Annotated in this window: 22 protein-coding genes and 2 rRNA genes; 6 read left to right on the top strand and 18 right to left on the bottom strand. The window is 74.6% G+C overall.

Annotated elements, in window-relative coordinates; genetic code table 11:
• Window positions 1-99 precede the first annotated feature (99 nt).
• Both ACIPYS_RS00120 and ACIPYS_RS00115 read right to left on the bottom strand, forming a co-directional pair.
• A complete protein-coding gene (locus tag ACIPYS_RS00120) occupies window positions 100-2,865 on the bottom strand; it encodes a polynucleotide kinase-phosphatase (protein WP_400741314.1) in 2,766 nt (921 codons plus the stop codon).
• Entirely contained in the window at window positions 2,862-4,361 is a 1,500-nt protein-coding gene (locus ACIPYS_RS00115) for a hypothetical protein (RefSeq protein WP_400741312.1), read from the bottom strand. Before ACIPYS_RS00115 ends, ACIPYS_RS00120 begins: the two co-directional genes overlap by 4 nt.
• A gap of 134 nt (window positions 4,362-4,495) precedes the next feature.
• Between ACIPYS_RS00115 and dapD the strand changes: the two genes are divergently transcribed.
• Entirely contained in the window at window positions 4,496-5,485 is a 990-nt protein-coding gene (dapD, locus tag ACIPYS_RS00110) for a 2,3,4,5-tetrahydropyridine-2,6-dicarboxylate N-succinyltransferase (protein ID WP_093862043.1), read from the top strand.
• Window positions 5,486-6,341: 856 nt separating this feature from the next.
• Window positions 6,342-6,566 carry a hypothetical protein gene (locus ACIPYS_RS00105; protein WP_159424994.1) on the top strand — a complete coding sequence of 75 codons (225 nt, stop codon included), beginning with the start codon at window positions 6,342-6,344 and terminating at the stop codon, window positions 6,564-6,566.
• On the opposite strand, the gene ACIPYS_RS00100 is transcribed toward ACIPYS_RS00105, so the two are convergent.
• The 6 genes from ACIPYS_RS00100 to ACIPYS_RS00075 all read right to left on the bottom strand — a co-directional run bounded on the left by ACIPYS_RS00100 (window position 6,482) and on the right by ACIPYS_RS00075 (window position 12,294).
• On the bottom strand, window positions 6,482-7,180 hold the full coding sequence (locus tag ACIPYS_RS00100; protein WP_400741307.1) for a DUF6099 family protein: 699 nt from the start codon (window positions 7,178-7,180) through the stop codon (window positions 6,482-6,484). The genes ACIPYS_RS00105 and ACIPYS_RS00100 overlap by 85 nt on opposite strands.
• A gap of 159 nt (window positions 7,181-7,339) precedes the next feature.
• Window positions 7,340-7,717 (bottom strand): nucleotide pyrophosphohydrolase, encoded by a 378-nt coding sequence (locus ACIPYS_RS00095; RefSeq protein ID WP_173862117.1) that lies wholly within the window; start codon window positions 7,715-7,717, stop codon window positions 7,340-7,342.
• The gene (locus ACIPYS_RS00090) at window positions 7,714-9,204 is read right to left on the bottom strand and encodes an AAA family ATPase (protein WP_400741303.1); all 1,491 of its coding nucleotides are present in this window, start codon (window positions 9,202-9,204) and stop codon (window positions 7,714-7,716) included. Before ACIPYS_RS00090 ends, ACIPYS_RS00095 begins: the two co-directional genes overlap by 4 nt.
• A 144-nt stretch (window positions 9,205-9,348) precedes the next feature.
• Window positions 9,349-10,245, bottom strand: coding sequence for a putative RNA methyltransferase (locus tag ACIPYS_RS00085; protein ID WP_400741300.1), 897 nt, complete (start codon window positions 10,243-10,245; stop codon window positions 9,349-9,351).
• Window positions 10,246-10,309: 64 nt separating this feature from the next.
• Window positions 10,310-11,230 carry a RimK family alpha-L-glutamate ligase gene (locus tag ACIPYS_RS00080; RefSeq protein WP_400741297.1) on the bottom strand — a complete coding sequence of 307 codons (921 nt, stop codon included), beginning with the start codon at window positions 11,228-11,230 and terminating at the stop codon, window positions 10,310-10,312.
• Entirely contained in the window at window positions 11,227-12,294 is a 1,068-nt protein-coding gene (locus ACIPYS_RS00075; protein WP_093862038.1) for a RimK family alpha-L-glutamate ligase, read from the bottom strand. Before ACIPYS_RS00075 ends, ACIPYS_RS00080 begins: the two co-directional genes overlap by 4 nt.
• Window positions 12,295-12,618: 324 nt before the next feature.
• Between ACIPYS_RS00075 and ACIPYS_RS00070 the strand changes: the two genes are divergently transcribed.
• Complete coding sequence (locus tag ACIPYS_RS00070) at window positions 12,619-13,635, top strand: GNAT family N-acetyltransferase (RefSeq protein ID WP_400741293.1); 1,017 nt, start codon at window positions 12,619-12,621, stop codon at window positions 13,633-13,635.
• A 40-nt stretch (window positions 13,636-13,675) separates the two neighbouring features.
• Here ACIPYS_RS00070 and ACIPYS_RS00065 read toward each other — a convergent pair whose 3' ends face one another.
• Both ACIPYS_RS00065 and ACIPYS_RS00060 read right to left on the bottom strand, forming a co-directional pair.
• Window positions 13,676-14,098: a fic family toxin-antitoxin system, toxin component gene (locus tag ACIPYS_RS00065; RefSeq protein WP_093862036.1), complete on the bottom strand. Its 423-nt coding sequence runs from the start codon at window positions 14,096-14,098 to the stop codon at window positions 13,676-13,678.
• Window positions 14,095-14,340, bottom strand: a complete 246-nt coding sequence (locus ACIPYS_RS00060) for a toxin-antitoxin system HicB family antitoxin (protein ID WP_030397363.1) — start codon at window positions 14,338-14,340, stop codon at window positions 14,095-14,097. The genes ACIPYS_RS00065 and ACIPYS_RS00060 overlap by 4 nt, the downstream gene beginning before the upstream one ends.
• Window positions 14,341-14,586: 246 nt before the next feature.
• Between ACIPYS_RS00060 and ACIPYS_RS00055 the strand changes: the two genes are divergently transcribed.
• The gene (locus ACIPYS_RS00055) at window positions 14,587-14,784 is read left to right on the top strand and encodes a hypothetical protein (RefSeq protein ID WP_149030414.1); all 198 of its coding nucleotides are present in this window, start codon (window positions 14,587-14,589) and stop codon (window positions 14,782-14,784) included.
• A gap of 133 nt (window positions 14,785-14,917) precedes the next feature.
• Here ACIPYS_RS00055 and ACIPYS_RS00050 read toward each other — a convergent pair whose 3' ends face one another.
• Together ACIPYS_RS00050 and ACIPYS_RS00045 are read right to left on the bottom strand one after the other, a co-directional pair.
• Window positions 14,918-16,216, bottom strand: a complete 1,299-nt coding sequence (locus ACIPYS_RS00050; protein ID WP_231978843.1) for a class I SAM-dependent RNA methyltransferase — start codon at window positions 16,214-16,216, stop codon at window positions 14,918-14,920.
• A 485-nt stretch (window positions 16,217-16,701) separates the two neighbouring features.
• Window positions 16,702-18,774 (bottom strand): APC family permease, encoded by a 2,073-nt coding sequence (locus tag ACIPYS_RS00045; protein ID WP_093862035.1) that lies wholly within the window; start codon window positions 18,772-18,774, stop codon window positions 16,702-16,704.
• A gap of 251 nt (window positions 18,775-19,025) precedes the next feature.
• Between ACIPYS_RS00045 and ACIPYS_RS00040 the strand changes: the two genes are divergently transcribed.
• Window positions 19,026-19,694, top strand: coding sequence for a TrkA family potassium uptake protein (locus tag ACIPYS_RS00040; RefSeq protein WP_093862034.1), 669 nt, complete (start codon window positions 19,026-19,028; stop codon window positions 19,692-19,694).
• Window positions 19,694-20,365: a TrkA family potassium uptake protein gene (locus tag ACIPYS_RS00035; protein WP_093862033.1), complete on the top strand. Its 672-nt coding sequence runs from the start codon at window positions 19,694-19,696 to the stop codon at window positions 20,363-20,365. Before ACIPYS_RS00040 ends, ACIPYS_RS00035 begins: the two co-directional genes overlap by 1 nt.
• Window positions 20,366-20,442: 77 nt before the next feature.
• Here ACIPYS_RS00035 and ACIPYS_RS00030 read toward each other — a convergent pair whose 3' ends face one another.
• The 6 genes from ACIPYS_RS00030 to ACIPYS_RS00005 form a co-directional block, all read right to left on the bottom strand.
• Complete coding sequence (locus tag ACIPYS_RS00030; RefSeq protein WP_231977782.1) at window positions 20,443-21,216, bottom strand: DUF3159 domain-containing protein; 774 nt, start codon at window positions 21,214-21,216, stop codon at window positions 20,443-20,445.
• Window positions 21,217-21,218: 2 nt separating this feature from the next.
• Window positions 21,219-21,626 carry an OB-fold nucleic acid binding domain-containing protein gene (locus ACIPYS_RS00025; RefSeq protein ID WP_030397356.1) on the bottom strand — a complete coding sequence of 136 codons (408 nt, stop codon included), beginning with the start codon at window positions 21,624-21,626 and terminating at the stop codon, window positions 21,219-21,221.
• A gap of 120 nt (window positions 21,627-21,746) precedes the next feature.
• The gene (locus ACIPYS_RS00020) at window positions 21,747-22,427 is read right to left on the bottom strand and encodes a response regulator (protein WP_030397355.1); all 681 of its coding nucleotides are present in this window, start codon (window positions 22,425-22,427) and stop codon (window positions 21,747-21,749) included.
• Window positions 22,428-22,605: 178 nt separating this feature from the next.
• Window positions 22,606-25,191: an ATP-binding protein gene (locus ACIPYS_RS00015; RefSeq protein ID WP_400741283.1), complete on the bottom strand. Its 2,586-nt coding sequence runs from the start codon at window positions 25,189-25,191 to the stop codon at window positions 22,606-22,608.
• Between the two features lie 272 nt (window positions 25,192-25,463).
• A 5S ribosomal RNA gene (gene rrf, locus ACIPYS_RS00010) occupies window positions 25,464-25,580 on the bottom strand.
• A gap of 86 nt (window positions 25,581-25,666) precedes the next feature.
• A 23S ribosomal RNA gene (locus ACIPYS_RS00005) occupies window positions 25,667-25,759 on the bottom strand; the annotation flags it as partial.

The following is a 25,759-nucleotide window of genomic DNA, read 5'->3' as shown; positions in this document are numbered from 1 at the left end:
CGGTGACGGGCGGGCGAGTGGGAAGCGACAAGTCTATACGATGCTCAGAATTTGTATGCACTTGGTGCTTCTCCCCGCAGCCGCCCGCCGGACGCCTCCTCACGGTCGCGCTCGCGGGTCCACCGGCTCCGACTCCAGGGCGAGGACCGCGAACACCGCCTGGTGCACCCGCCACAGCGGCTCCCCGGCGGCCAGCCGGTCCAGGGCCTCCACACCCAGGGCGTACTCGCGCAGCGCCAGCGAGCGCCGCAGGCCGAGCGCGCCGGCGGAGGACCTGACCGGGCGGTCCGGGTGGCCGGAGCGGTCCGGGTGGCCAGGGCCCTGGATCAGCCTCAGCCACTCGCGGCCCCGGACCCGCACCGCCGGCTGCACCAGCCCGCGCGGACGGCCCTCCCCCGACGCCGTCCGCGTCGGCGGCACCGGCGGACGGACCACGATGCCCGCGCCGCCCGCCGCCGTCAGCTCCTCCCACCAGGCGACGGCGGCGGCCGTGGACGCCTCGTCCCCGGTGTCCACCCAGCGGTGCGCCGCCCGGTGGAGGGCGGGAGCCGGGGCGGTGCCGCCGGTGGCGGTGGTGCGGTCGGCGGGCGCGGTGCGGTCGGTGACGGTGGTGCGGTCGACGGCGGTGGTGCGGTCGACGGCCGGATCGGCGGGGGCCGTCCGGTCGGCGTCGACCAGGCGGCCGATCCGGGCCAGCTGCTCGTGCTCGGGACCGGTCGCGAGATTCGCCCCCTCGGCGGCCAGCAGCCGGAACGGAGCGAGCAGCGGCCGCCCCGGCGCCGCGGCCGGCCGGGGCACCGCGGCGAAGTCCCGCAGGTCCGCCACCCGGCCACGCTGCCGGTCGAGCAGCCCGGCGACGTCCAGCCCCCGGGCGGCGGCCCGCTCCAGCGCGGCCAGCACCGGCGGCAGAAACGCCCCCGCCGACGCCACGACCTCCGCGTTCCGCGTCCGCCGGTCCTCCGCCGAGGACACCGCGGAGGCCGGGCCGGCATCGGCGGCAGATGCCGGCAGCCCCGTCAGGGCGGCCTCCAACAGCAGCCAGCCGCTCCCCAACTCCTCGAAGAGCCCGGCCCGTTCCGCCGCCGCCCGGAGCCGGGCCAGCAGCTCAGCCTCCTCCACCGGGCCCAACAGCGCCCGCCCGGTCCGCGACCAGACCGCCCCCGGCCCCGCCGGGCCGAACCGCCGCGCCAGCGCCGCGTCGTCCCGCGCCACCAGCACCACCGCGCGCGGCCCCGGCATCAGCTCCGCGCACAGCACCCGCCCGACCCCGTCCGCCCGGTACCCGGCGAACGCCTCGTCCGGATGCTCCGCGAAACCCGGCCGGTCCCCGGCCGCCACCGGCGGCACCGACGGAGGCAGGTACACGAGCAGCCGGGGATCGACCGCGGACCGCCCCAGCGTCTCCAGCGCCGCCGCCGCGTTCTCCGGCCGTACCGCCACCGTCCCGTGCAGCGCCGTTTCCACCGTCTGCCGCCCCGCCACGTCCGCCACGTCCAGCGGACGCCCCTCCCGACCGCCCGGCGCACCGCTCAGCAGCGGCCGGACCGGCTCGTACCACCGGCGCTCCGCCTCCACCCGCACCAGCTCGCGCTCCGGGTACCGCAACGCCGTCAGCGCGCCGCCGAACACACAACCGGTGTCCAGGCACACCGTGTTGTGCAGAAAACTCGCCACCGGCAGCGGCGTGTGCCCGTACACCACCAGCGGCCGCCCCCGGTACTCCTCGGCCCAGGCCTGACGCACCGGGAGACCGTAGTCGTCGGTCTCCCCCGTCGTGCCGCCGTACAGCGCGTGCGACCGCACCCGGCCCGAGGAACGGCCGTGGTACCGCTCCGGCAACCCCGCGTGGCACACCACCAGCGCGCCGCCGTCCAGCAGGTAGTGGTCGGCCAGGCCCCGCACGAACTCCCGCACCTCGGCCCGGAACTCCGCCGGTTCCGCCCCCAGCTGCTCCATCGACTCCCGCAGCCCGTAGGAGAGGGTCACCCGGTCGCCGTCCAGCGCGCGGGCCACCTTCAGCTCGTGGTTGCCGGACACGCAGAGCGCGTGACCCGCCGCCACCATGCCCATCACCAGGCGCAGCACGCCCGGGGTGTCCGGGCCCCGGTCGACCAGGTCGCCGACGAACACCGCCGTCCGGCCGACCGGCGGCACCGCGTCCACCGGACGGCCCGCCGCGTCCCGCACCAGCCGGTAGCCGAGCCGGCCCAGCAGCGTCTCCAGTTCGGACCGGCACCCGTGCACATCGCCGACCAGGTCGAACGGGCCGGTCAGGTGGCGCAGATCGACGCGCCGACGCTCCAGCACCACCTCGGCGGCCGCCACCTCGGCCGCCCCCCGCAGCACGTGCACCCGGCGGAAGCCCTCCTTGGCCAGACCCGGGAGGGAGGCGCGCAGCTCCCGGTGCTGGCGCGGGATCACGAAGGCCGGCAGCTCCCGGTCCGGACGGGTGCGGTTGCGCTCGGCGCACACGCCCAGCGGGACGTCGAGCACGATCGCCTCCGCCCGCGCGTCGTGCTCCCGGGCGACGGCGAGCAGCTGCTTGCGGGCGCCCGCCTGCACATTGGTGGCGTCCACGACGGTCAGCCGGCCGGCCGCCAGGCGCTTGCCGACCAGGAAGTGCAGCAGCTCGAAGGCGTCCGCGGTGACCGACTGGTCGTTCTCGTCGTCGCCCACCAGGGCGCGGCAGGTGTCGGAGGAGACCACCTCGGTCGGGCGGAAGTGGCGACGGGCGAAGGTCGACTTGCCCGCGGCACTGGTGCCGACCAGGAGGACGAGGGAGCCCTCGGTCAGGGGGAGGACGGGGTGGGGGTCGGGTGCGGGTGCGGGCGTGGGTGTGCTGGGTGCGTCGTCGGGCCGGGTCATCGGGGCCCACCTCCTCCGGGGGCCGGGATACCGCGTTCGAACAGGGCGAGCAGGGGCGGTCGGGGGACCACCGGGAGGGTGACGGTGTAGCCGTACCCGGCGGCCGTCCGCCGCGCCCAGGCGGCGAAGGCCGCGCCGTCGGCACCGGGCGGCGCGGTCGCCACCACGGCCGGGGGACGGGCGGCACCGAACACGGCGTGCTCCAGGTACGCCGGGTGCGCGGCGGGCGTCACCCGGTCCGTCGCCCGGTCCGTCGCCCCGGGCAGGGGCAGGACGGCGGGCGCGGACGTGGACCCGGGCCCGGGATCGGGCTCGGGCTCGGGCCCCGACGCGGGCCCGGACAGCGCTTCGGCCGGGGCTTCGAACACCGTCGCGTCGAACCCCGTCCGACGGGCGTCCCCGTAAACCGGCGCGCCCTGCACCAGCCGGACCCGGGCGCGGCCCGCTCCGCTCCGCAGCTCCCACTCCGGCGCGGGGTCCTCCGTACGCGCCAGCCCCAGCCGGTGGGCGGCCGCAGCCAGGGCCGCCGGCGAGACGTCCACGCCGAGCAGTTCGGTGAAACCGCCGTCCGCGAGCAGCCCCGCGAGCAGATCTCCCTGCCCGCACCCGAGGTGCACCACCCGGCTCGCCCCGACCGCGGCCAGCGCGGCCCGCACGGCCGCCCCGTCGTCCCGGCCGTCGCCGTCCCGGGTCACGGCGTGGCCGTGCCGGGCCAGGCGACGGGCGATCACGGCCCGCTCGGGATGAGCGGCGAGCAGCCCGTCGACATCCGCCCGCTCCGGCGGCACCCAGTGGTGCGCGGCGCCGTCCAGCACCGGCAGCAGCGCCGCCAGCTGCCGCAACGCCTCGGCCGGCCGGACCGCCGGCGCTGCCAGCCGGAGCCGCAGGTACGGCGAACCGCCGGGGACCGCCGGAGCGTCGTCCAGTGGCAGTTCCGCCGCCTCGACCCGCCAGCCCAGCGGCTCGAACAGCCGTCGCGCCAGCGCGACACCGTCGGCACCGCCCGGGGCGGGCCCCGGCTCCCGGTCGGCGCGGACGACCGGCAGCTCGATCTCCAGCGGCAGCCCCTCGTCCCCGGAGAACTCGGACGCCTCGGAGGGCTCGGAGGGCTCGGAGGGCTCGGAGGGCTCGGATCGCGCGGACGCATCGGACGACTGCTCGAGCGGCTGCCGGAACACCGTCCGCAGGACCGCCGCGAACAGCGAGGAGGCCGCGTAGGGGCGGTCTCCGACACGCGCATCGGGCACGGCGGGCGGGCGCTCCTTGCCCCGGCGGCCGCGGGCCGGTGTCTCCGGGCCGGGTTCCACCAGCAGCACGGCGGTGCAGCGCTCCGCGTCGGCCTCGGGGAAGAAGAGGTGCGCCTCACCGAACGCGGTCGCGACCCGGTGCACCGCGTCCGGCCGCCGGTGCAGCAGGCGCGCCAGATCGGTGGCCGGGCGTCCGGCGGGACCGGCGGGACCGGTCGCTCCAGCGGCTCCGGTGGTAGAGATCGACATGAACACCCGTCCGAGTATCGCCCAGCCGCGCCCGCCCGACCGCCGGATTTTCCCCGGTGCGTCGCGTCCCGCCGATCTGTCCGGACGGTGAGCGCGTTCGGCAACGGCCGCCCTGATTCGTTAACGTGCACGATGTGACTGCTGAATCCACCTCCCCCGTGAGCGGCGCCGTTGCCGCAGGTCTGGCCACCATCGCCGCGGACGGCACCGTCCTCGACACCTGGTACCCGGCCCCCGCGCTGACCGCCGCGCCCGGCCCGGCCGGGACCGTCCTCCTGACCGCCGAGCAGGCCGAGGCCGAGCTGGGCTCGGGTGCCGCCGAGGCACTGCGCGCCGACGCCCGCCGCGGTGTCGAGGTGGTCGCCGTGCGCACCGCCATCGCCTCGCTGGACGAGAAGCCGCTCGACGCGCACGACGCCTACCTGCGTCTGCACCTGCTCAGCCACCGCCTGGTCCAGCCGCACGGTCTGAGCCTGGACGGTGTCTTCGGGCTGCTCGCCAACGTGGCGTGGACCAGCATCGGCCCGGTCCCGGTGGACAAGGTCGAGCAGGCCCGGCTGGCCGTGCGCGCCCAGGGCGGGCAGCTCGCCGTCTACGGGATCGACAAGTTCCCGCGGATGACCGACTACGTCGCCCCCTCCGGTGTGCGCATCGCCCACGCGGACCGCGTCCGCCTCGGCGCGCACCTGGCTGTCGGCACCACCGTGATGCACGAGGGCTTCGTCAACTTCAACGCGGGCACGCTGGGCACCTCGATGGTCGAGGGCCGGATCAGTGCCGGCGTCGTGGTCGGCGACCACAGCGACATCGGCGGCGGTGCCTCGATCATGGGCACGCTGTCGGGTGGCGGCAAGCAGGTCGTCTCCGTCGGCGAGCGCTGCCTGCTCGGCGCCAACGCGGGCATCGGCATCTCGCTCGGCAACGACTGCGTCGTCGAGGCCGGCCTCTACGTCACCGCCGGCACCCGGGTGACCACCCCGGACGGCACCGTGGCCAAGGCCGTCGAACTGTCCGGCCAGGACAACCTCCTGTTCCGCCGCAACTCCCAGACCGGCGCCGTCGAGGTCATCGCCCGCTCCGGCTCCTGGGGCGGCCTCAACGCCGACCTCCACGCCCACAACTGACCCCACGCCCCTGAGGGTCCGGCTCCTGGTGCCGGGGCTCCGAGCCATCGCCTCGGAGCCCCGGCACCAGCTGTTCCGGCAGGTATCGCCCGCCGGCGGCCCCGGAGTGGGAAGTCGGCGTGGTCGACTTCCCACTCCGCGCCGCCGGTCGGCCTTCCGGCCGTGACGTCGACCGGGTGCTCGGAGCGCCCGGTCGACGAGGTCAGAGGAGTCGAAGGTTGGTCCTGGGGTGGCCCCCCCGCGCCCCGCGGGGGGCCCCCCCCCCCCCCCCCCCCCCCCCCCCCCCCCCCCCCCCCCGCCCCCCCCCCCCCCCCCCCCCCCCCCCCCCCCCCCCCCCCCCCCCCCCCCCCCCCCGCCCCGGGGGGGGGGGGGGGGGGGGGGGGGGGGGGGGGGGGGCGCGGGGGGGGGTGTTGTTCTTTGTTGTTGTTGTTGGGGGGGGGGGCCCCCCGGGGGCGCCGGGGGGGCCCCACCCCTCCCCCTCCCCTCCCCCTCCCTCCCGATCCCCTGCCCTTTCCCTCGCCCGTCCGCCCGCCACCCGCCGCCCGCCACCCGCCACCCGCCACCCGCCACCGTCCGCCTGCCCCGTTCCTCGGTGGCCCGCCACGGTGGGGCGGGCCACCCGGAGGACGGACGTCCCTCGGCAGCCCCTCCGTGCACCCGGGTGGCCGTAGCCCAGCCGGGTTGGTGGCGGCAAGCCCGGGGTCACCCGGTCGGCTTACCCGTACCGGCGGTTGGACCGCATCGAGTGGTGCCCGGTGACCGCGTGGCGGGGTGTTCGTTGGTTGCAGCGGCGGGGCCGCGTCCGGTCTCCCGCCAACCGCTCCACACCGCACCACCGATCCGAAGAGGTCCGCTCATGTCCGAGCCCTGGTCCGAGGTGTCCGCCGCCTCGCAGTACCCCACCGCCGACGGGGCGGCGGCGCCGGCCGCCCCGAAGAGCCTGTTGGAGCAGATGCAGGAGTTGCTCGCCTCGGTGACCGCGGACCTCGCCGACCTTCAGGCCATCGGTGCCCGTACCACCTCCCCCGTCGCGACCGCTTCCGCCGACGGCGAGGACGGCGGGCTCTCCGCCGCCCGCTGACCCGGCGGGTCGAGCCGGAGCACCAGTAACCGCTCCTCGTGCTCCGTCGCCGGCTCGGGGAGCCGTCGGGCACCGTCCGGCCCGAGCGGCTCCCCGGGCCCGCCCTCCGCCGCCCCGCACCGCTCCGCCTCGTACTCCTCGGACCGCTCCCCCGCCATCCGCCCTACGGCGTCGAGCAGTTGGTCGACCAGCTGGGTGCACTCCGCGCCGGCGTCGACCCCGTCGATGCAGGCCCAGTAGAGGCTCTCGGTGTCGGCCCCGCAGGCCAGCACGACCAGCGTCTCCCCCATGTCCCTCAGCAGGCGCCCGAGTTCGTCGAGCATCGGCCCGAACTCCCCGAGCTCGGTGAGCCTCCGGGCCCGGCCGCCCGGGCCGAAGGCGGACGCGGAGGAGGCGCCCTCCTCCGGATGCTCCAGGCAACAGGCCGCGTGGGTGGCGGCCTCGGCCAACAGCTGCCCGAGGCCGGAGAGTCCCTCCTCGCCGGACCTGGCGAGCCGGGTGGCCACCGCCTCGGTGAGCAGCGCGGCCTGCCGGGCCTCGGCCAGCACGTCGGACACGTTCCTGGTCTCCGCCAGGGCGTGCCGGGCGGTCTTGATCAGTCGCAGCGCTTCCACGGCCGGACACCCCTTCCGTCGCCCGCGCGGCGCCCTGCCGTGCGGTCACGGTGAGAGGGTGCGACGGGGCGCGGGGGTGGCGCATCGGGACTTCGGAAACCTGTGGACAAGCCCGTGGCTGTGGACAACTTTCGTCGCCCGCGGGGGTTATGAACGACGCTACGGGTTGACTTCCTCGCCCTCGGCGGGGGTGTCGGGGACCGGGAAGCGCAACTCGTTCCGCTCGATCTTGGCCGCCAGGGCCGTCAGCGGATCGACCCCGACTGCCGTGCAGAACTGGAGCAGGTAGGCGAGCACGTCGGCCACCTCGTCGCGCACCCGGTGGGCGCGGTCCGGGTCGGCCATCACGGCGGACGCCTGCTCGGGGGTGAGCCACTGGAAGATCTCCAGCAGTTCGCCGGCCTCCACGGTCAGGGCCGAGGCGAGGTTCTTGGGGGTGTGGAAGGGCTCCCAGCGGCGGGCCGCGGCGAAGTCGGCGAGCCGTTGCCGCAGCTCCTCCAGGGCGGGCCCGGCGGGTTCCGTGTGTCGTTCGTTCACCTGTCCAGGTCTACCGCATCGCCCGCCGTCCGGTGCGCCCCGGGGCCCGACGCCCCGCCCTCCGGCGACCCCGAACCCGAACCCGAACCCGCTACGGAAACCGAACCCGAACCCGCTACCGACCCCGACCCCGGCTCCGCCACCGGTCCCGAGGCCGCCGGCGCCCCGTCCCGCACCGCCTGGACCGGCACCCGCGCGGTCTCCGTCCGCAGCACCGTGAGCCCCGAGCCCGGATCACGCCGGCACTCCACCACCGCCACCCCGGCCGGAAGTTCGCCCGCCCCGCCCAGCGCGTCCCGGGCCGCCGCCGGCTCCTGGAGCGTGGCGAGCACCCGCAGCTGGTTGCGCCCCGACATGTCGCGGGCGAGCCGCAGCAGCGAGGCGGCCTGGTCGGTGGAGAGCCCGGCCCCGAGGTCCTCGGCCAGCACGGTGAGCTGCCGCTGCGCCCACGGCACCTCGGCGGCCACGTCGAGGTCCAGCACGCCGGCGCCGGTGAGCAGCACCGCGGCGAAAGCGAGGTGGCGGAGCATGCCGTCGGAGGCCTGGTCGGCGCCGGTGCGGCCGAGCACGCCCTCGTCGAACACGGCGAGCACCCGCCGGTCGGCTCCGGTGCCGCGGTGGGCGAGGTCGAGGCCGAGCAGCGGGTGCGGGGCGGCGGACTGGACGACGCGCAGCAGCTGGCCGAACCGGCGGCCGCACTCACTGCCGAGCCGGGCGACGACGGCGGAGATGTTGGCGGCCGAGCTGAGCAGCCTGGCCTCCGGGTGGGGGCGGGCCCAGCCCCGCATCAGGGCGGGCACGGGGCAGACGGGGAAGACCTCGCGCAGCGCGGTCAGCAGTTGTTCGGCGGCCGCGAGGACCTTGCGCTCGCCGGGCGAGGAACCGGCGACGCGCAGCGGGATCTGGGCGGTGACCAGGGTGCCGCTGGGGAAGGGGGCGCGGATGTCGCCCTGCCGGGTGTCGTTGTGCCAGCTGACGTTGACACGGCGGTGGCGCAGGTCCTGTTCGCCGGTCTCGACGAGGGTCCGGCCGTCGAGGGTGAGCTGTTCCCTGGCGATCCGGACGGGGCCGTCGGTGCGGATGACGACCTCCAGCGCGATCGGTCCGTCCGGGGAGCGGACGGTGCAGCCGAGGATGACGGCGTTGCGGCCGTGCGGCACGCATCCGGCGAGGCCGCCGCGGACGGGGGCGGCGAGCGGCCCGGTGGTGCCGGGCCTGCCGTCGAGGGAGTCGCCGATCTCCTCGCCGAGGGCGAGCCGGGAGAGGACGGCGAGCGCGTCGAGCGCGTTGGACTTGCCGACGCCGGCCGGGCCGTGCAGCACGGTGAGGGGGGCGAGCGGGAGTGCCGCGCGCCGGTAGGACTTGAAGGAGGTGAGCCGGAGTTCCTCGACGATCGGGCGCCGGGCGGTCGCCGCCGCCGGTCCTGGTTCCGGGGCGCGCTGCTGCGGGTGGGCCGGCCGGGCGGGGCGGGTGGCGTCGCGATTCACCCGTCGGACGTTAGCCGCAGGTCACGCGGCAGAAACGTGCCTGCCCGGCAGATTCATCCCATCGGGGTGACTCCGGCGCAGGGCTGCGGCACGGGGCCGCGGCGCCGGGCGGCCGGCCCCCGCGCCGGGGGCCGGTCCGCCGGTTCAGCGCCGGTAGGCGGCGACGGTGACGGAGGCCGTCACCTCGACCGGGTCGGGCAGGGCTGCGAGCCGCTCCGCGAGCCGGGCCGGGTCGGTGTGCCAGGCGCTCGGCCCCATGCCCACCACGGTCCGCACGTCCTCGGCGGACAGCCGCACGGTGAACTCGACCTCGCGCCGCCCGGCGGGCGTCAGGTAGGGCCCGAGCTTCTCGTCGATGCGTCGCTGCTTTTCCTCGTCGACGGACAACAGGCCCAGGGTGTTGACGAGTTCGCGCAGGTGCCGGGCGGTGGGCGAGACCAGCAGCAGGGTGCCGCCGGGCCGCAGCACGCGGCGGATCTCGGGTCCGTTGCGCGGGGCGAACACATTGAGGACGAGGTCGGCGGAGGCGTCCAGCAGGGGCAGCGGCCGCCAGGCGTCGCAGACCACGGCGCCGATCCGGGGGTGGGCCCTGGCGGCGCGGCGCAGCGCGTACTTGGAGATGTCGAGGGCGGCACCGGGCCGGCCGGGCAGGGCGTCCAGGACGTGGGCGAGGTAGTGGCCGGTGCCCGCGCCGAGGTCGGCGACCAGCCCACGGGCACCGGCACCGGCACCGGCACCACCGTCACCGGTGGCGTCACCACCGGCTTCGGCTTCGGCTCCGGCGACGGCCGCGACGGCTGCCTCCGTGAGCGCGTCGGCGATCGGCCGGTAGTGGCCGGCGGCGAGGAAGTCGCCCCGGGCGGCGACCATCTCGGCGGTGTCCCCGGTGCCGGTGTGGGCGTCACCGGCGAGCAGGCTGACGTAGCCCTGCTTGGCGAGGTCGTGGCTGTGCCCGCCGGGGCAGCGCAGGGTGCGCCCGTCGAGGGTGAGCGGCCGCGCGCAGTGCGGGCACGCCAGGTAGGGCTCGATGTCCTGCAGCAAGGGTCCGTCTTCTCTCGCGGCCCGGTCGTGTGCTCGGTCGTCTGCTCGGGCCGGGAGTGCCAGCCTAACCAGCGGCGGCGCCCGGCCCCGCATCCGCCGGTGCCGGCGTCGCGGTGCCGGTGCCGTCCGCCCGCTGGCGGGGGACCCCGGCCGCCGAGCCGGTCGCCGACCCCGCCCGGCCGACCCGCAGCGCGAGCGCGGCGAGCGCCTCGGGCGCCCCGGCCTGTCCCCGGATGCCCGGGAAGGCGTTGACGTCGACGACCACCGGTTCGCCCGGCCCGTCCAGCAGGTCGACGCCGTAGACGTCGAGGCCGAACACCTCGCCCGCCCGCAGGGCCACCGCGGCCCGCTCGGCGGACAGCTCGGCGAGCCCGAACCCGCCTTCACCGCCGGGCAGTTCGGCGTGTTCGGGACCGGCGAGCTCGGAGCGGCGGCGGGCGCAGAACAGCTGCCCGGCGACGACCCACAGTTTCTGGTCCCAGCCGGTGCTGGGCAGGTAGGGCTGGGCGACAACGGGTTCGTCCGGCCATTCCTCGGTGAGGGAGCGCAGCCGGGCGCTGTCGTCGACGCGGGCGACGAGGTCGTGGCGGCGGCTGTGCCGGCTCTTGACGACGATCGGCAGGAGGAGCTCCCCCGCCTCGACCGCCGCGAGCAGTTCGGCGGGGTCGGCGGCGGCGCGGGTGGCCGCGAAGGGCAGCCCGGCCTCCCGGGCGAGTTCGGCCATGGCCAGCCGGTCCTGGCAGAGTTCGGTGGCGGCGACCGGGTTGACGACGGGCACGCCGCGCTCCTCCAGCCCCCGGGCGAGGGCGAGTGCCGCCGGGGTGTGCGCCTTGAGCAGGTACACGTCGGCGGGCGGGTGCACCGGCCCGTCCGGACCGGACGTCGGGTCGAGGACCTCGACGCGGTGGCCGCCCGCGGTCAGCAGCGCGGCGGTCGCGGCGAGCACCGGGTGGTCCGGGGCGGAGGTGATCAGTCCGATCCTCATATCGCGCCGCCGACCGGCGCGGCCCCGATGCCACCGACACCGACACCACTCACACCGACACCACCCACACCCACACCACCCATGCCGACGCCGACACCGCCGACCGCGACGCCACCGCCCCCGAGTCCGCCCGCGACGCCGGCCCCGACCGCCGCGCCGCCGCCCTGCGCGGGCATCAGGACCGCTCCGGCCCCCAGCCCGACCGCCTCCAGCCCCGAGGCGTCGAGCGCCACCGCAGGGGCCGTGACCGCCGTGCCGGTGCGGGCCAGCCGCAGCACCGCCCGCGCGACTCGCGCGACCGCGTCCGGCACCTGCCGGAAGCTCGGGAAGTCGTTGATGTCGACGACCACCGGACCGTCCGGCCCGAGCAGCACGTCGACGCCGTAGAGGTCGAGCCCGAACACCTCGCCGACCTGCGCGGCGATCCGCGCGACCTCGGCGGGCAGCGGCACCTGCCGCTCCCGCACCCCCTGGTCGGGGTTGAGCGGCGAGCACCGCTCGGTCGCGTACAGCTCGCCGTCGACGCAGTACACCTTGAGGTCGGTGCCGGAGTTGGGCACGTAGGGCTGGGCGATCAGCAGGCCCTCGCCGGCCAGCAGGGGACCGAGTTCGGCGAGGTGCCCGGGGTCGCGGACGAGCCGCACGGCGCGCCCGGAGCTGCCGTCGGCGGGCTTGACGACCAGCGGGTACTCGGCCGCGGGGATCTCGGCGAGCCGTTCCCACCGGGCGGCCGCGTAGGTGACGGGGACGGGCAGCCCCCGGGTGCGGGCGATCACGGAGGCGAGGGCCTTGTCGCGGACGCCGCGGATGGACCGGACGTCGTTGACGGTGGTGAGGCCGACGGCGGCGGCGGCCTCCAGCAGGGTGAGGCCCGGTCCGCCGGAGACGGTCTTGAGCACCCAGGCGTCGTGGCTGCCGGCCCGGACCGCCTCGGAGATCGCCATCAGCGAGTCGCCGGGGCGCACCACGTCCACCCGGTGCCCCCACGCGGTGAGTTGGCGTACGACGTCGAGCGGCATGCCGTCGTGCCGGTAGTGCTCCTCCACCAGAAAGCAGAGCCTCATGAGCCAGTCATCCCCCTCGCTTCGCCCAGCGCGGACGTCCGCCGTTCACGTCCGGCAGAGCTGTAAAAGCCCCAGGATGCCACGCGGCTCCCACACAAGATCGCCCGGCCTGTAAGCGTTCGGCAACAATCGCGGTGAAATGCCCGGGCCGAACGGCCGCCGGGCCGCTCCGCAGGTCACGCCGGCGCGGGGCGGGAGCGGACCCGGCCGGACGGAGCCGGACGGAGGCGAACCCAGGCGGACCCAGGCGGGCGAAGCCGGAGCCGGACGGGACCGGGCGGGCCGTCCGGAAATTCCCGGCGGGAACGCGGCGGGCCTGCTTTGATGCACCGCGTGACCTCCCACGATCCCGCAGCCACCGCCCCGGACGCCACCACCGCCACCACCGACCCGAGCGCCCCGAACGCCGGCGCCGAACCGACGCAGCCCGCCCCGGCCCTCCTCGAAGCGATCGAGCGCTACTACGACGCCGTTCCGCGCAGCTCCGCCCGGGTCGAGGACTTCGGCCCGCTCAGCCTGTTCGTCGCGGAAGGCACCGGCTGGCCGTACTACGCCCGGCCGGCGCTGGGCCACGCGGGCCCGGCCGTCACCGCGGAGGACGTCCGCCGGGTACGGGCCCGCCAGCGCGAGCTGGGACTGCCGGAGGCCTTCGAGTGGGTCGCGGAGCACGACCCGCTGCTGCGCGCCGCCGTGGAGGAGGCGGGACTGACCGTGCACGAGCATCCGCTGCTGGTACTCGGCCCGCGGGACGGACATCCGGACGAGCACGGGAGCGGGCGTCCGGAGACCCACGGGGACGGGCCCGGGGACGTCGCCCGACCGGACGGCGTGTCGGTACGGGTGCTGGCCGCCGACGATCCGGCCCTCGCCGAGGCACTGGCCGTTCCGCACCTGGCCTTCGGCGAGCCGGGCACCGGCGTCGGCAGCGCCGGTCCGGCCGAACTCGCCGTACGGGCCGAGGCGTTGAAGGCGGACGGAAGCGCGGAGCGGCTCGCCGGGCGGATCACCGCCGGGATGACGGCGCTCGCGGCGGCCTTCGGTGACGGCACGGCGCTCTGCGCGGGCCAGCACAACCCGGTCGGCGAGGTCACCGAGGTGGCCGGGGTGGGCACCCTCCCCTCGGCCCGGCGGCGGGGCCTCGCGCAGGCGGTCACCGCGGCCCTGGTCGCGCACGCCCGGGCCGGCGGGGTGCGGACGGTGTTCCTGTCCGCCGCGGACGAGGACGTGGCCCGGATCTACCGCCGGGCGGGTTTCCGCTCCTTCGCGACCGCACTGATCGCCGAACCGGCAGCCGAACGGGCAGCCGCCCCGACAGCCGAACCGGAGACCGGGTCCCACTGATCCCCCCGGCCTCCCCGGCCGCCGCTCCCGCCCCCGCCGCTCACTCCGCCTCGTCGTCGTCCTCGCCGCTGACCTCCTCGTCCTCGGCCTCGTCCACCACCCAGACGGCCAGCCGGTCCGCCACCCCGGAGACGGTCAGCCGCCCCTCACGGATGGCCCGGGCGAGGCTGCGCACCTCGCGGGCGGTGGTGGCCACCGTGCAGCCGCTGGCCACCAGGTAGGCGTACGCGACGGCGGTGGCGAACAGCTCGTTGGTCTTCTCGAGCGCCGGCACCCGGATCAGCTGGTGCATGAGGGCGGCGGCGCGGTCCTGCGGCTCGGGGTAGACGGCGATGTCGAAGATCTCGGCCTGGTGCCGGGCGACGGCGGCGAGCAGCGATCCGTAGTCGGTGACCTGCGGGTCACCGGGCGTGTACTGCTCGGCGGTCATGAGCAGCCACGAGAGGTCGACCTCCAGTTTCAACGGCGCACGTCCTGGAGGTCGGCCTCGCCCCGCTGCTCGCCGAACTCGGCCAGGAAGGCCGTCTCGTACTCCTTCATGAACTGCGCGGCCGCGTCGACGAAGACCCGGCCCGCCTCGCCCATGTCCTGCTGGACCAGGCGTTCGATGTACTGGTTCATGCTGATCCCCTGCTGCTCCGCCCGCTCCCGGGCCATCTCCGCGGTGGTGGCGTCCACCCGGACGTTCAGCTGCTTCTTACCCATGACTTCAAGCTAGCGCCGAAGTGCTAGCACAACAAGGGCTCGCACATCCGCCGCGCGCCCCACCGGCGCACACCCGCACGCCCCACCGGCACGCCCGCCGTACGCCCCTACCGACTACCCGCTCCCCCGTCGTCCGACGCGCCCGGGCCCGCCGGGAGTGAGACTTGAAGAGTTCTTCACCTTCGGAGACTCTGAAGTGCCCTGAGCATTCCCTGGAGCGGCACCGACCGGTTGTGGAGGCCGGCAATGACAGCCATGTTCGACCAGGAGCTGCGCGAGCAGCTCGACCAGGCCCGCAAGGAACTCGCGGCCGCCCGGGCCGAGGGGGACGCCGACGGCGTCCAGGCGTACGAGGGCCGGATCGCCGGGCTGCTGCGGCTCGCCGCCCAGCACGGCGTCGACCTGCCGCACGACGCCCGGGAAGAGGAGCACAACCTGCCCTGAGCCGCCGCACCGGCCCACGAGACGACGGAGGCGGTACCCGCGCGAACGCCGGGTACCGCCTCCGTCCTGTGCAGTCCGGTGCAGTCCTGTGCCGGACCGCCCTGCCCTTCCTTGCCCGTGCCTCCCGCGGCGCCTACGCGCCCGCGATCGGCTCCAGGATCGCCACGCACTCGAAGTGGTGCGTCATCGGGAACAGGTCGAACGCCCGCAGCGACACCGGACGGTAACCGCCCTCGCGGAAGAACCCGAGGTCCCGGGCCAGCGCCGCCGGGTCGCACGCCACGTACGCGATCCGGCGGGCGCCGAGACCGGCCAGGTGCGCGACGGTCTCCCGCCCGGCCCCCGCGCGCGGCGGGTCGAGTACGACGAGGTCGGTGGCGGTGATACCGGTGCGCGGCAGCAGCGTCTCCACCCGGTCGCACTCGATCCGGACGTTCTCCAGCGCGGCCAGGTTGTGCCGGGCGTCGGCCACCGCCTGCTTGCCGGACTCGATGCCGAGCACCGCGCCGTCCTCGCCGACCCGGTCGGCCAGCGCGCCCGCGAACAGGCCCACCCCGCAGTACAGGTCCAGCGCGTTCTCGCCCCACTGCGGGTCCAGACCGTCCATGACGGCGTCGACCAGCGTGTCCGGGGCCTCGGGGTGGATCTGCCAGAAGCCGCCGTCGCTGACCCGCCAGGTCCGCCCGGCGGCCCGCTCCCGGACGAAGTTCCGGCCGTGCACCCGGTGGTAGTCGCCCTGCTCGTCGATCCGGCTGATGGAGACCGGCCGGTCCAGCTCGACCAGCGGCAGCTGGGCGCCCGGGGCCGGGGTGAGCACCACCTGGCGGTCGGAGGAGCCGGCGGCGGCGATGACCTCGACCGAGGCGACGCCCGGCCAGTCGTGCGCCTCCACGCCCAGCTCGGTGACGCCCTCGGCCGCGATCAGGCAGCGGTCGATCGGCTGGATGTCGTGCGAGCGGTGCTTGCGCAGCCCCACCTTGCCGGTGCCCGGGTCGACCGCGTACTGGATCCGGGTGCGCCAGGCCGGCACCTGCCCGGCCGGCAGCTTGTCGCCGACCGGCTCGACACTGCCGTCCCAGCCGGCCTCGGCCGGGGTCAGGCCGGCGAGCTTGGCCAGCTGCTCGGTCAGCACCTGCACCTTGAGCTTGCGCTGGCCACCGGGCGTCACGTGCTGCCAGTCGCAGCCGCCGCACTTGCCGGGCCCGGCGAACGGGCACGGCGGAGCGATCCGCTCCTTGGCGGGCTCCAGCACCTCGACCGCGTCGGCGCGCAGGAACCGCGAGGAGGAGGTGCCCTCGGTGACCTGGGCGATCACCCTCTCGCCCGGCAGCGCGTGCCGGACGAACAGCACCCGGCCCTCGTGCCGCGCCACGCAGTGCCCGCCGCCGTGGGCGACCGGGCCGACCTCGACCTCGTAGCGCTCGCCGACCAGCGGGTCACCGGCGGGCGCCTTGGGCGCGGACTCGGCCCGGGGCGCGCGGACGGTGGAGCGCAGCGCGCGGGGCGGGCGCACGGCCTGCTTGCGCGGGCGCGCGCCGTCCTTCGACCGGTCGCCCGGCTGACCCTGCTGACCCGAACGGTCGGAGCGGTCGGAACGGCCCTCGCGCTCGCCGCGCGGCGCACGCTCGGCCCGCCCGGACTTCGCCGGCCGCCCCGCACCCCCGGACCGCTCGGAGCGTCCGGACTTCTCCGGCCGGTCGGTGCGCTCGGTGCGCTCGGAACGCTCGGCCCGCTCCGGAGCGCGCTCCTCCGGCGCGAGCGGCGCCGTCCGCGCGGTGAATCCGTCGCGGTCGGTCGCCTCCGGCCGCTGCGGCTTGCCCCAGCGGGGCCGGGCCACCTGCCCGGGCCGGCCGGACGAACCGCCCTTGCGGGCACCCTTGCCGGAGGAGCCGTTGGAACGAGACGGGGTGTTGCGGGTCACTGGGAGGAGTCCTTCTTGCCGCTGTCAGCCGACCCGGCGGGCTTCGCCGAGACTTCCGACTTTACGGCCTTCGGCGCCCGGGGCTCACCTCGTCGCACCGCACCCGGCGCCGACCAGGCCTTCTGCGGCTTGCGCCGCTCGGACGACTCCAGCTGCCACGGCACCGAGGTCACCATCACCCCCGGCTTGAACAGCAGCCGGCCCTTCAGCCGCAGCGCGCTCTGGTTGTGCAGCAGGTGCTCGTACCAGTGGCCGACCACGTACTCCGGGATGTAGACCGAGACCACGTCGCGCGGACTGCTGCGGCGCAGGTTCTTCACGTAGTCCAGCACCGGCGCGGTGATCTCCCGGTACGGCGAGTCCAGGACCTTCAGCGGCACCTCGATGCCGCGCTCGTCCCACTCCGCGCGCAGCGCCGCGGTGTCCGCCGGATCGACGTTCACCGTCACCGCCTCCAGGGTGTGCGCCCGGGCGAGCCGCGCGTACGCCAGCGCGCGCAGCGCCGGCTTGTGCAGCTTGGAGACCAGGACGATGGCGTGCACCCGGGTCGGCAGCACCACGTCGTCCGGCTCCTCGGCGGCGACCAGCTCCGCCGAGACCCGGTCGTAGTGCCGGCGGATCGCCTTCATCATCACGAACAGCACGACCATCGCCGCGATCGCGATCCAGGCGTGGCTGATCTTGGTGGCGAGCACGACGATCAGCACGGCCATGGTCATCACCAGGCCGAAGGTGTTGATCGCCCGGCTGCGCTGCATGTGGCGGCGCTTGGCCGGGTCGGTCTCGGTGCGCAGGTGCCGGGTCCAGTGCCGGATCATGCCGGACTGGCTCATGTTGAACGACACGAAGACGCCGACGATGTAGAGCTGGATCAGCCGGGTCGGGTCCGCGTCGAAGGCGATGATGAACAGGATCGCGGCCAGCGCCAGCAGGATGATGCCGTTGGAGAAGGCCAGCCGGTCACCGCGGGTGTGCAGCTGGCGCGGCAGGTAGCGGTCCTGGGCCAGGATCGAGCCCAGCACCGGGAAGCCGTTGAACGCGGTGTTCGCGGCCAGCACCAGGATCAGGCCGGTCACGGCCGCGACGAAGTAGAAGCCCGGCGTGAAGTTGGAGAACACGGCCTCGCTGATCTGCGCCAGCGCGGTCTTCTGGTGGTAGTCGCCGGGCACGCCGACCAGCTGCTCCGCGGGCTGCTCGGCCATCTGGACGCCGGTCAGCCGGGCCAGCCAGATGATGCCCATGAACATCACGACCGCGATGCTGGCCATCATCAGCAGGGTGGTCGCCGCGTTCTTGCTCTTCGGCTTGCGGAACGCGGGCACGCCGTTGGAGATCGCCTCGACGCCGGTCAGCGCCGCACAGCCCGAGGAGAACGCCTTGAGCAGCAGGAACACCATGGCGAAGCCCGCCAGGGACTCGTTCCCCGGCGTCGCCTGCAGATGGAAGCCGGAGCTCTCGGCGGGCATGTCCTGCCCCAGGCCGAAGTGCCGGACCACCCCGTACACCACCATGCCCAGCACGCCGACCATGAAGGCGTAGGTCGGGACGGCGAAGGCCGAACCGGACTCCCGCACACCGCGCAGGTTCATGCCCATCAGCACGATGACCACGACCACCGACAGGGTCAGCTCGTGACCGCGCAGCGCCGGCACCGCCGACACCACGTTGGCCACGCCCGAGGTCGTGGAGACCGCGACGGTGAGGATGTAGTCGACCATCAGCGCGCTCGCGACCACCAGGCCGGAGTTGGGGCCGTGGTTCACGGTGGCGACCTCGTAGTCGCCGCCGCCGCTCGGGTAGGCATGCACGTTCTGCCGGTAGGAGGCCACCACGGCGAGCATGACGATGGCGACGACGACGCCGATCTGCCACGAGAAGTGGATGGCCGAGGCACCCGCCAGGGAGAGTGTCAGCAGGATCTCCTCGGGCGCGTACGCGACCGAGGAGAGCGCGTCCGAGGCGAAGACGGGCAGCGCGATGCGCTTGGGGAGCAGAGTCTCCCCCAGCTTGTCGCTGCGCAACGCACGCCCGATCAGGATGCGTTTCGGTAGGTCAGTCGGCATAGGCACGTTAAGGAATCGTAGGGGTAGTCGACGCCGGGGTCCGCAGGGCCACCCCCGTCCCGCCCGTCGGGGTGCCCCTTCGTCGCGACTGTGTTCGGTGGACCGGCTAGCGTGTCGGATACGAGCAGGGCGGCAACACTCAGGTTGTCGTACCGAGCCCCACGAGGACGCCCGCCCCGGACACCGGGGCGGGGAAACGGAGATTCAGCGGTGTTTGCGCAGGTCATGGCCCCAACGCGACGGGTGAGGTAGCGCCGGTGCACATCGTCATCATGGGCTGCGGCCGGGTGGGCTCCGCGCTCGCCCGCGCACTGGAGAAACAGGGCCACTCGGTGGCCGTGGTCGACCAGGACCCGACGTCGTTCCGCCGGCTGGGTGCCGGGTTCAACGGGCGCCGGGTGACCGGGGTCGGCTTCGACCAGGACACCCTGAAGGAGGCGGGCATCGAGGAGGCCGGCGCCTTCGCCGCCGTCTCCAGCGGCGACAACTCCAACATCATCGCCGCCCGGGTGGCCCGCGAGAACTTCGGTGTGGAGAACGTCGCGGCCCGGATCTACGACCCCCGTCGCGCCGAGGTCTACCAGCGCCTGGGCATCCCGACCGTCGCCACCGTCCGCTGGACGGCCGACCAGATGCTGCGCCGGCTGCTGCCGAGCGGCGCCGAGCCGCTCTGGCAGGACCCGAGCGGCGCCGTCCAGCTCGCCGAGGTCGCCTACGCCCCGGAGTGGGTCGGCCGCCGGGTGAGCGAGCTGGAGGAGTCCTCCGGCACCCGGGTCGCGTTCCTCACCCGGCTCGGCGAGGGCGTGCTGCCCTCGCCCCAGATGGTGGTCCAGGAGGGCGACCTGGTGCACGTGATGCTGCGCCGCGCCGACCTGACGACGGTCGAGGCCGCGTTCGCGCGGGGCCCGGAGAAGGAGGGCCACTGATGCGAGTCGCCATTGCCGGAGCCGGCGCCGTCGGCCGCTCGATCGCGGGCGAGCTGCTGGAGAACGGCCACGAGGTCCTGCTGATCGACAAGAACCCGAACTCCATCTCGGTGGAGCGGGTCCCCATGGCGGAGTGGCTGCTGGCCGACGCCTGCGAGATCACCTCGCTCGACGAGGCGGCACTGCAGCGCTGCCACGTGGTGATCGCCGCGACCGGCGACGACAAGGTCAACCTGGTCGTCTCGCTGCTCGCGAAGACCGAGTACGGGGTGCCCCGGGTGGTCGCCCGGGTGAACAACCCGAAGAACGAGTGGCTCTTCAACGAGTCCTGGGGCGTGGACGTCGCCGTCTCCACCCCGCGCCTGATGTCCGCCCTGGTCGAGGAGGCCGTCAGCGTCGGCGACCTGGTCCGGCTGATGCGCTTCAGCCAGGGCAACGCCAACCTCGTCGAACTGACCCTCGCCTCCGACACCGAGCTGGTCGGCACCCGGGTCGGCGACGTGGCCTGGCCGCAGGACACCGCCCTGGTGACGATCATCCGCGAGGGCCGGGTCCTGGTGCCGGGCAAGGACGACACCCTGGAGGGCGGCGACGAGCTGCTCTTCGTGGCGGCCCAGGAACGCGAGGAGGAGCTGGAGGACCTGCTCTCCAGCGCCCCGGGCACCCAGTAGCGGCAACGCCGCACAGCACGCGGGGCCCGCACTCGTGAAGAGTGCGGGCCCCGCGTGCCGTACCGGTACCGGTCCGGTCAGTTCCCCCGGGCCGGACCGCCGGCGGAGTGCTCGTGGTCGGACCGCGCCTGCCCCTCCTCCGGCTCCTCGTCCAGCTGCGCCTTGATCGGCGGCGGCGCCTTCAGCAGGATCTGCCAGGTCACGTACATCGCCAGCAGCAGCGGCGGAATGCCCAGGGCGACCTTGAGCCAGCCCAGCAGGTTGACGTTGTGGGTGAAGTACAGCGGGAAGAGGATCAGCGGCTTGATGCCCATGATCACCACCCAGGCCCAGGTGGCCTTGGTGTAGGCGGCCAGCCGGCCCGGGTTCTCCTTGCGCCAGGTGAACATCTCGCCGGTCACCGGGCCCAGCATGATGCCGATCAGCGGCCACCGGACCAGCGCCGACACGGCCAGGCCCACGCAGTAGCCGACGTTCCAGAGCAGGCCGGGCAGGTAGAAGTTCTCCGCCTTGCCGGTCTTCATCGAGATCCAGGCACCGATCGCGACGCCGAACACCCCGCTGAAGGCGTGCTGGACGGTCTCCCGCTTCAGCAGCCGCGCGACCACGAACAGCGCGCTCAGGGCCAGCGCCGCCCAGGCGGCCGCCGGCACCTTGTGGGTGATGTTGTACGTGACGATGAAGACCAGACCGGGCAGGGTCATGTCGATCATGCCCCGGACCCCGCCGAACGCCTTCATCACGGTGTCGGCGGCCTCCCGCGAGGCCTGCGCCTGCCGGGCGGCCTCCTCGGCGTCGGCCTCCACCAGACCGAGCTGGGCGGCGGAATCCCCGCCGGACTGCTTGCTCACGCTCATTCGCTCCCGTGTCCGACCGGACGCAGCTCGTAGCGGGGGTTGAACAGCACCCGCCGACCGCGCGCATGACTGATCCGGCCGCTGGCGACCAGACGGCGCCCCGGCTCGATGCCCATGATGGAGCGGCGACCGAGCCAGACCACGTCCAGCGCCTCGGTACCGTCGAAGAGCTCCGCCTCCAGGGCCGGCACACCGGCCCTCGGGCGCAGCGTCACGGTGCGCAGGGTGCCCGCGACGGTGACCAGTTCCCGGTCCCCGCAGCTGGCGATCGGGGTACAGCCCGACTCCGCCGCGATCTCCTGCCGCAGCTCCTCGGCCTGGAGCTCCTCCGCGGAGGAGGTCAGCCGGCTGAGCATGCGGCGGAAGCGCCCCTGTGGCTGGCCGCTGCTGTTGTCACCACTCATGCCGGAAGGGTACCGGTTCCGGGGCCCCGGGCGGCAGGCCGCGCAGGACGCCCGGGAGCCTCCCGGGCCTCCTCCTGACGTCCCGCGGCGGCCGTCGCGCGCTCCCGGACGCCCGCCCGCTCACGCCTCGAAGCGGTAGCCCATCCCCGGCTCGGTGATGAAGTGGCGCGGGTGGGAGGGGTCCCGTTCGAGCTTGCGCCGCAGCTGGGCGAGGTACACCCGCAGATAGTTCGTCTCGGTGCGGTAGGCCGGTCCCCACACCTCCTGGAGCAGCTGGGTCTGGCTGACCAGCCGGCCCGCGTTGCGGACCAGGACCTCCAGCAGATGCCACTCGGTCGGGGTAAGGCGGATGTCGCCGCCGTCCCGGTTCACCTTCTTCGCCGCCAGGTCGACGGTGAAGCTCTCGGTGACCACCACCGAGTCGTCCTCACCCGCGACCGGCTCGGCCCGGCGGACGGCGGCGCGCATCCGGGCGAGCAGTTCGTCCATGCCGAAGGGCTTGGTGACGTAGTCGTCGGCGCCCGCGTCCAGGGCCTCGACCTTCTCGTCGGAGGCGTGCCGGGCCGAGAGCACGATGATCGGCACCCGGGTCCAGCCGCGCAGGCCCCTGATCACCTCGACCCCGTCCATGTCGGGCAGGCCGAGGTCGAGGACGACGACGTCGGGGTGGCGGGCGGCGGCGAGCTCCAGGGCGCTCGCGCCGTCGTGCGCCGCGTCGACCTCGTACTTGCGGGCCTTGAGGTTGATCACCAGCGCGCGGACGATCTGCGGTTCGTCGTCCACGACGAGGACCCGGGTCATGCGGGCTCCGCCTTTCGGGGCTGTCGGATCGGGAGGTGGTCGTCGGGCGACCGGTCGTGCGGGGCCCGGCCTTCGGGCGGCCGTGCGGCCGCGGCCCGGCTCTCGGGCGAACGGTGGCCGGGCGAACGGTCGTACGGGGGGAGCCGTCCGGCCCCGGGCGCTCCCGGGGCGGCGCCGGTCATGCGGGAGCCGCGGGAAGCCCGGACCCCGGGGGGTCCCCCGGTCCGGGCACCCGCTCGGCGGCCGGCAGGGTGACCACCATGGTCAGCCCGCCGCCCGGGGTGTCCTCGGCCGTCACGGAGCCGTCCATCGCCTCGACGAAGCCCCGCGCCACCGCGAGCCCGAGCCCCACCCCGGCCCCGCGCGGCGCGTCGCCGTAGCGCTGGAAGGGCGCGAAGATCCGCTCCTTGGCGTCCTCCGGTACCCCCGGGCCCCGGTCCACGATCCGCAGCTCGACCCGGCCCGGCTCCCCCGGCGGCCGCAGCGCACCGGCCTTGACCAGCACCTTCACCCCCTCCGGGCTGTACTTCACGGCGTTCTCGATCAGATTGGCGAGCGAGCGTTCCAGCAGCCCGCCGTCCGCCCGGATCATCGGCAGGGACTCCGGCACGTCCAGCCGGACGGCTCCCGGCGGGACACCGCCCAGTGCGAACGGCACCACCTCGTCCAGATCGGTCTCCTGGATCAGCGGGGTGACCGTACCGGTCTGCAGCCGGCTCATGTCGAGCAGATTGTTGATCAGGTGGTCGAGCCGGTCCGCGCCCTCCTCGATCCCGGCCAGCAGCTCCGCCTCGTCCGCCTCGTCCCACTCCACGTCCGCCGAGCGGAGCGAACTCACCGAGGCCTTGATCCCGGCCAGCGGGGTCCGCAGATCGTGCGAGACCGCCGCCAGCAGCGCGGTCCGGATCCGGTTGCCCTCCGCCTCGCGGCGCGCGGCCGCCGCCTCCCCCGCCAGCCGCCGGCGCTCCAGCACCACGGCGGCCTGGGCCGCGAACGCGCCGAGCAGCCGCCGGTCCTCGCCCGGCAGCACCCGGCCCCGCAGCGCCAGGGCCAGGTTCTCCCCGACCGGCACGTCGACGTCGGCCGTCTCCGGCCGCTGCGGCGGGCGCGGGCCCGCCGTCGCCACCGGGTGCCACGCCCCGAGCGGGTCGGGCCGCTCCAGCAACGCCGCCGATTCCTGCTGGAAGGTCTCCCGGACCTGCTCCATCAGCGCGGTCAGCACCCCGTCCCCGCTGGGCGCCCCGCGCAGCACCGTGCCCGCCAGCGCGCTGAGCGTCTGCGCCTCGGCCTGGCTGCGGGCCGCCTGATGGGTCCGCCGGGCCGCCAGGTCGACCACCGAGGCCACGGCGATGCCGACGGCGGTGAATATCGCCACCGCCAGGATGTTCTGCGGCTCGTCGATCGTGAAGGTGTGTATCGGTGGAGCGAAGTAGTAGTTCAGCGCCGAGGAACTGACCAGCGCCGAGGCCATCGCCGGGTAAAGGCCGCCCACCAGCGCCGCGCACACCGTCAGCGACAGGAACAGCAGCATGTCCGTGGTCAGGCCGAGACCGTCCACGTTGATCAGCAGCAGCGCCAGCAGCGGCGGCCCCGCCACCCCGATCAGCCAGCCCGCGACCGTCCGCGTCCGGCCGAGGTCGGTCACCCGGCGGACCGGGATCCGCCCCCGGCCCTTCGCCTCGTGCTCGTGCGTGACGATGTGCACGTCGATGTCGCCCGACTCCCGGGTCACCGTGCCGCTCACACCGGGGCCGTAGACGTACTGCCAGGCCGGGCGGCGGCTGGTGCCCAGCACGATCTGGGTCGCGTTCACCCCGCGGGCGAACTCCAGCAGTCCGGCGGCCGGATCGTCCCCCAGCACCGCGTGGTACGAACCGCCCAGGCTCTCCACCAGCGCCCGCTGCTCGATCAGCGCCTGCGAGGACCCCGAGCCGGAACCGGCGAGCCCGTCCGAGCGGGAGATGTGCACGGCCAGCAGCTCACCGCCCGATCCGCGGGCCGCGATCCGGGCCGCCCGGCGGATCAGCGTGGCACCCTCCGGACCGCCCGTCAGACCGACCACGATCCGCTCGCGCGCCTGCCAGGTGCCCTTGATCCCCTGTTCGGCCCGGTACTTCTGCAGGTACTCGTCGACCCGGTCGGCCGTCCACAGCAGCGCCAGCTCCCGCAGCGCCGTCAGGTTCCCCGGCCGGAAGTAGTTGGCGAGCGCCGCGTCGACCTTCTCCGGCGCGTACACGTTGCCGTGCGCGAGCCGGCGCCGGAGCGCCTGCGGCGACATGTCGACCAGCTCGATCTGGTCCGCCCGGCGCACCGCCTCGTCCGGCACGGTCTCCCGCTGCCGCACTCCGGTGATGCCCTCGACCACGTCCCCGAGCGACTCCAGGTGCTGGATGTTCACCGTCGAGATGACATCGATCCCGGCCGCGAGCAGTTCCTCGACGTCCTGCCAGCGCTTCTCGTTCCGGCACCCCGGCACATTGGTGTGTGCCAGCTCGTCCACCAGAGCCACCTGCGGCCGGCGCGCCAGCAGCGCGTCCAGGTCCAGCTCCGTGAAGACGGCCCCGCGGTGCGTCAGCTCCCGCCGCGGCACCAGCTCGAGCCCCTCCACCTGGGCCGCCGTGTGCCGGCGCCCGTGGTCCTCGACGAACGCGGCCACGACGTCCGTGCCGCGCTCCAGCCGCCGGTGCGCCTCCGCGAGCATGGCGTACGTCTTGCCGACCCCGGGGGCCGCCCCGAGGTAGATCCGTAGCCTGCCGCGTCCCATGTGCACCATTCTTGATCCGACCGAAGCTGGCTGCCATCCCGGACACCAGTTCCCTTCGCCTTCGAGACTACGGCGAAGACGTCGCTTTGCCAGCGATCCGGGCCTTGAGCTGGGAGTTTTAGCGCCATTTTGATGGGCTGCGGAGGGTGCCGCGCCCGGCCGGGGCGGCTCGGGGCCTGCCGTGCCGGCGAATTCACGGCTTTCTCCGCAGAATTCGGGCGGAACGCAAAGAACCCCCGCCGGTTTCCCGACGGGGGTTCTTCACAATGATTGTTCGGCGGCGTCCTACTCTCCCACAGGGTCCCCCCTGCAGTACCATCGGCGCTGTGAGGCTTAGCTTCCGGGTTCGGAATGTAACCGGGCGTTTCCCTCACGCTATGACCACCGAAACACTATGAAACTGTCAACCGCACCCGGTTCCTGGCCAGGAACCGGGGGTCGTTGTTTCAGAACAACACAGTGGACGCGAGCAACTGAGGACAAGCCCTCGGCCTATTAGTACCGGTCAACTCCACCCCTCACAGGGCTTCCATATCCGGCCTATCAACCCAGTCGTCTACTGGGAGCC

The sequence above is a fragment of the Kitasatospora sp. NPDC089913 genome (genome assembly GCF_044748625.1).
GTDB lineage: Bacteria > Actinomycetota > Actinomycetes > Streptomycetales > Streptomycetaceae > Kitasatospora.
The sequence above is the reverse complement of the archived record's forward strand: the minus strand, read 5'-3'. Positions and strand labels throughout refer to the sequence as shown.

What these genes read in the sequence shown, in the direction of transcription:
- ACIPYS_RS00115 (WP_400741312.1), bottom strand. Translation starts at nt 4,361, where the DNA reads ATGTCGATCTCTACCACCGGAGCCGCTGGAGCGACCGGTCCCGCCGGT.
- ACIPYS_RS00080 (WP_400741297.1), bottom strand. Translation starts at nt 11,230, where the DNA reads ATGAGGATCGGACTGATCACCTCCGCCCCGGACCACCCGGTGCTCGCC.
- ACIPYS_RS00020 (WP_030397355.1), bottom strand. Translation starts at nt 22,427, where the DNA reads ATGACCCGGGTCCTCGTCGTGGACGACGAACCGCAGATCGTCCGCGCG.
- ACIPYS_RS00035 (WP_093862033.1), top strand. Translation starts at nt 19,694, where the DNA reads ATGCGAGTCGCCATTGCCGGAGCCGGCGCCGTCGGCCGCTCGATCGCG.
- ACIPYS_RS00015 (WP_400741283.1), bottom strand. Translation starts at nt 25,191, where the DNA reads ATGGGACGCGGCAGGCTACGGATCTACCTCGGGGCGGCCCCCGGGGTC.
- ACIPYS_RS00060 (WP_030397363.1), bottom strand. Translation starts at nt 14,340, where the DNA reads ATGGGTAAGAAGCAGCTGAACGTCCGGGTGGACGCCACCACCGCGGAG.
- ACIPYS_RS00025 (WP_030397356.1), bottom strand. Translation starts at nt 21,626, where the DNA reads ATGAGTGGTGACAACAGCAGCGGCCAGCCACAGGGGCGCTTCCGCCGC.
- ACIPYS_RS00120 (WP_400741314.1), bottom strand. Translation starts at nt 2,865, where the DNA reads ATGACCCGGCCCGACGACGCACCCAGCACACCCACGCCCGCACCCGCA.
- ACIPYS_RS00055 (WP_149030414.1), top strand. Translation starts at nt 14,587, where the DNA reads ATGACAGCCATGTTCGACCAGGAGCTGCGCGAGCAGCTCGACCAGGCC.
- ACIPYS_RS00070 (WP_400741293.1), top strand. Translation starts at nt 12,619, where the DNA reads ATGCACCGCGTGACCTCCCACGATCCCGCAGCCACCGCCCCGGACGCC.
- ACIPYS_RS00105 (WP_159424994.1), top strand. Translation starts at nt 6,342, where the DNA reads ATGTCCGAGCCCTGGTCCGAGGTGTCCGCCGCCTCGCAGTACCCCACC.
- ACIPYS_RS00075 (WP_093862038.1), bottom strand. Translation starts at nt 12,294, where the DNA reads ATGAGGCTCTGCTTTCTGGTGGAGGAGCACTACCGGCACGACGGCATG.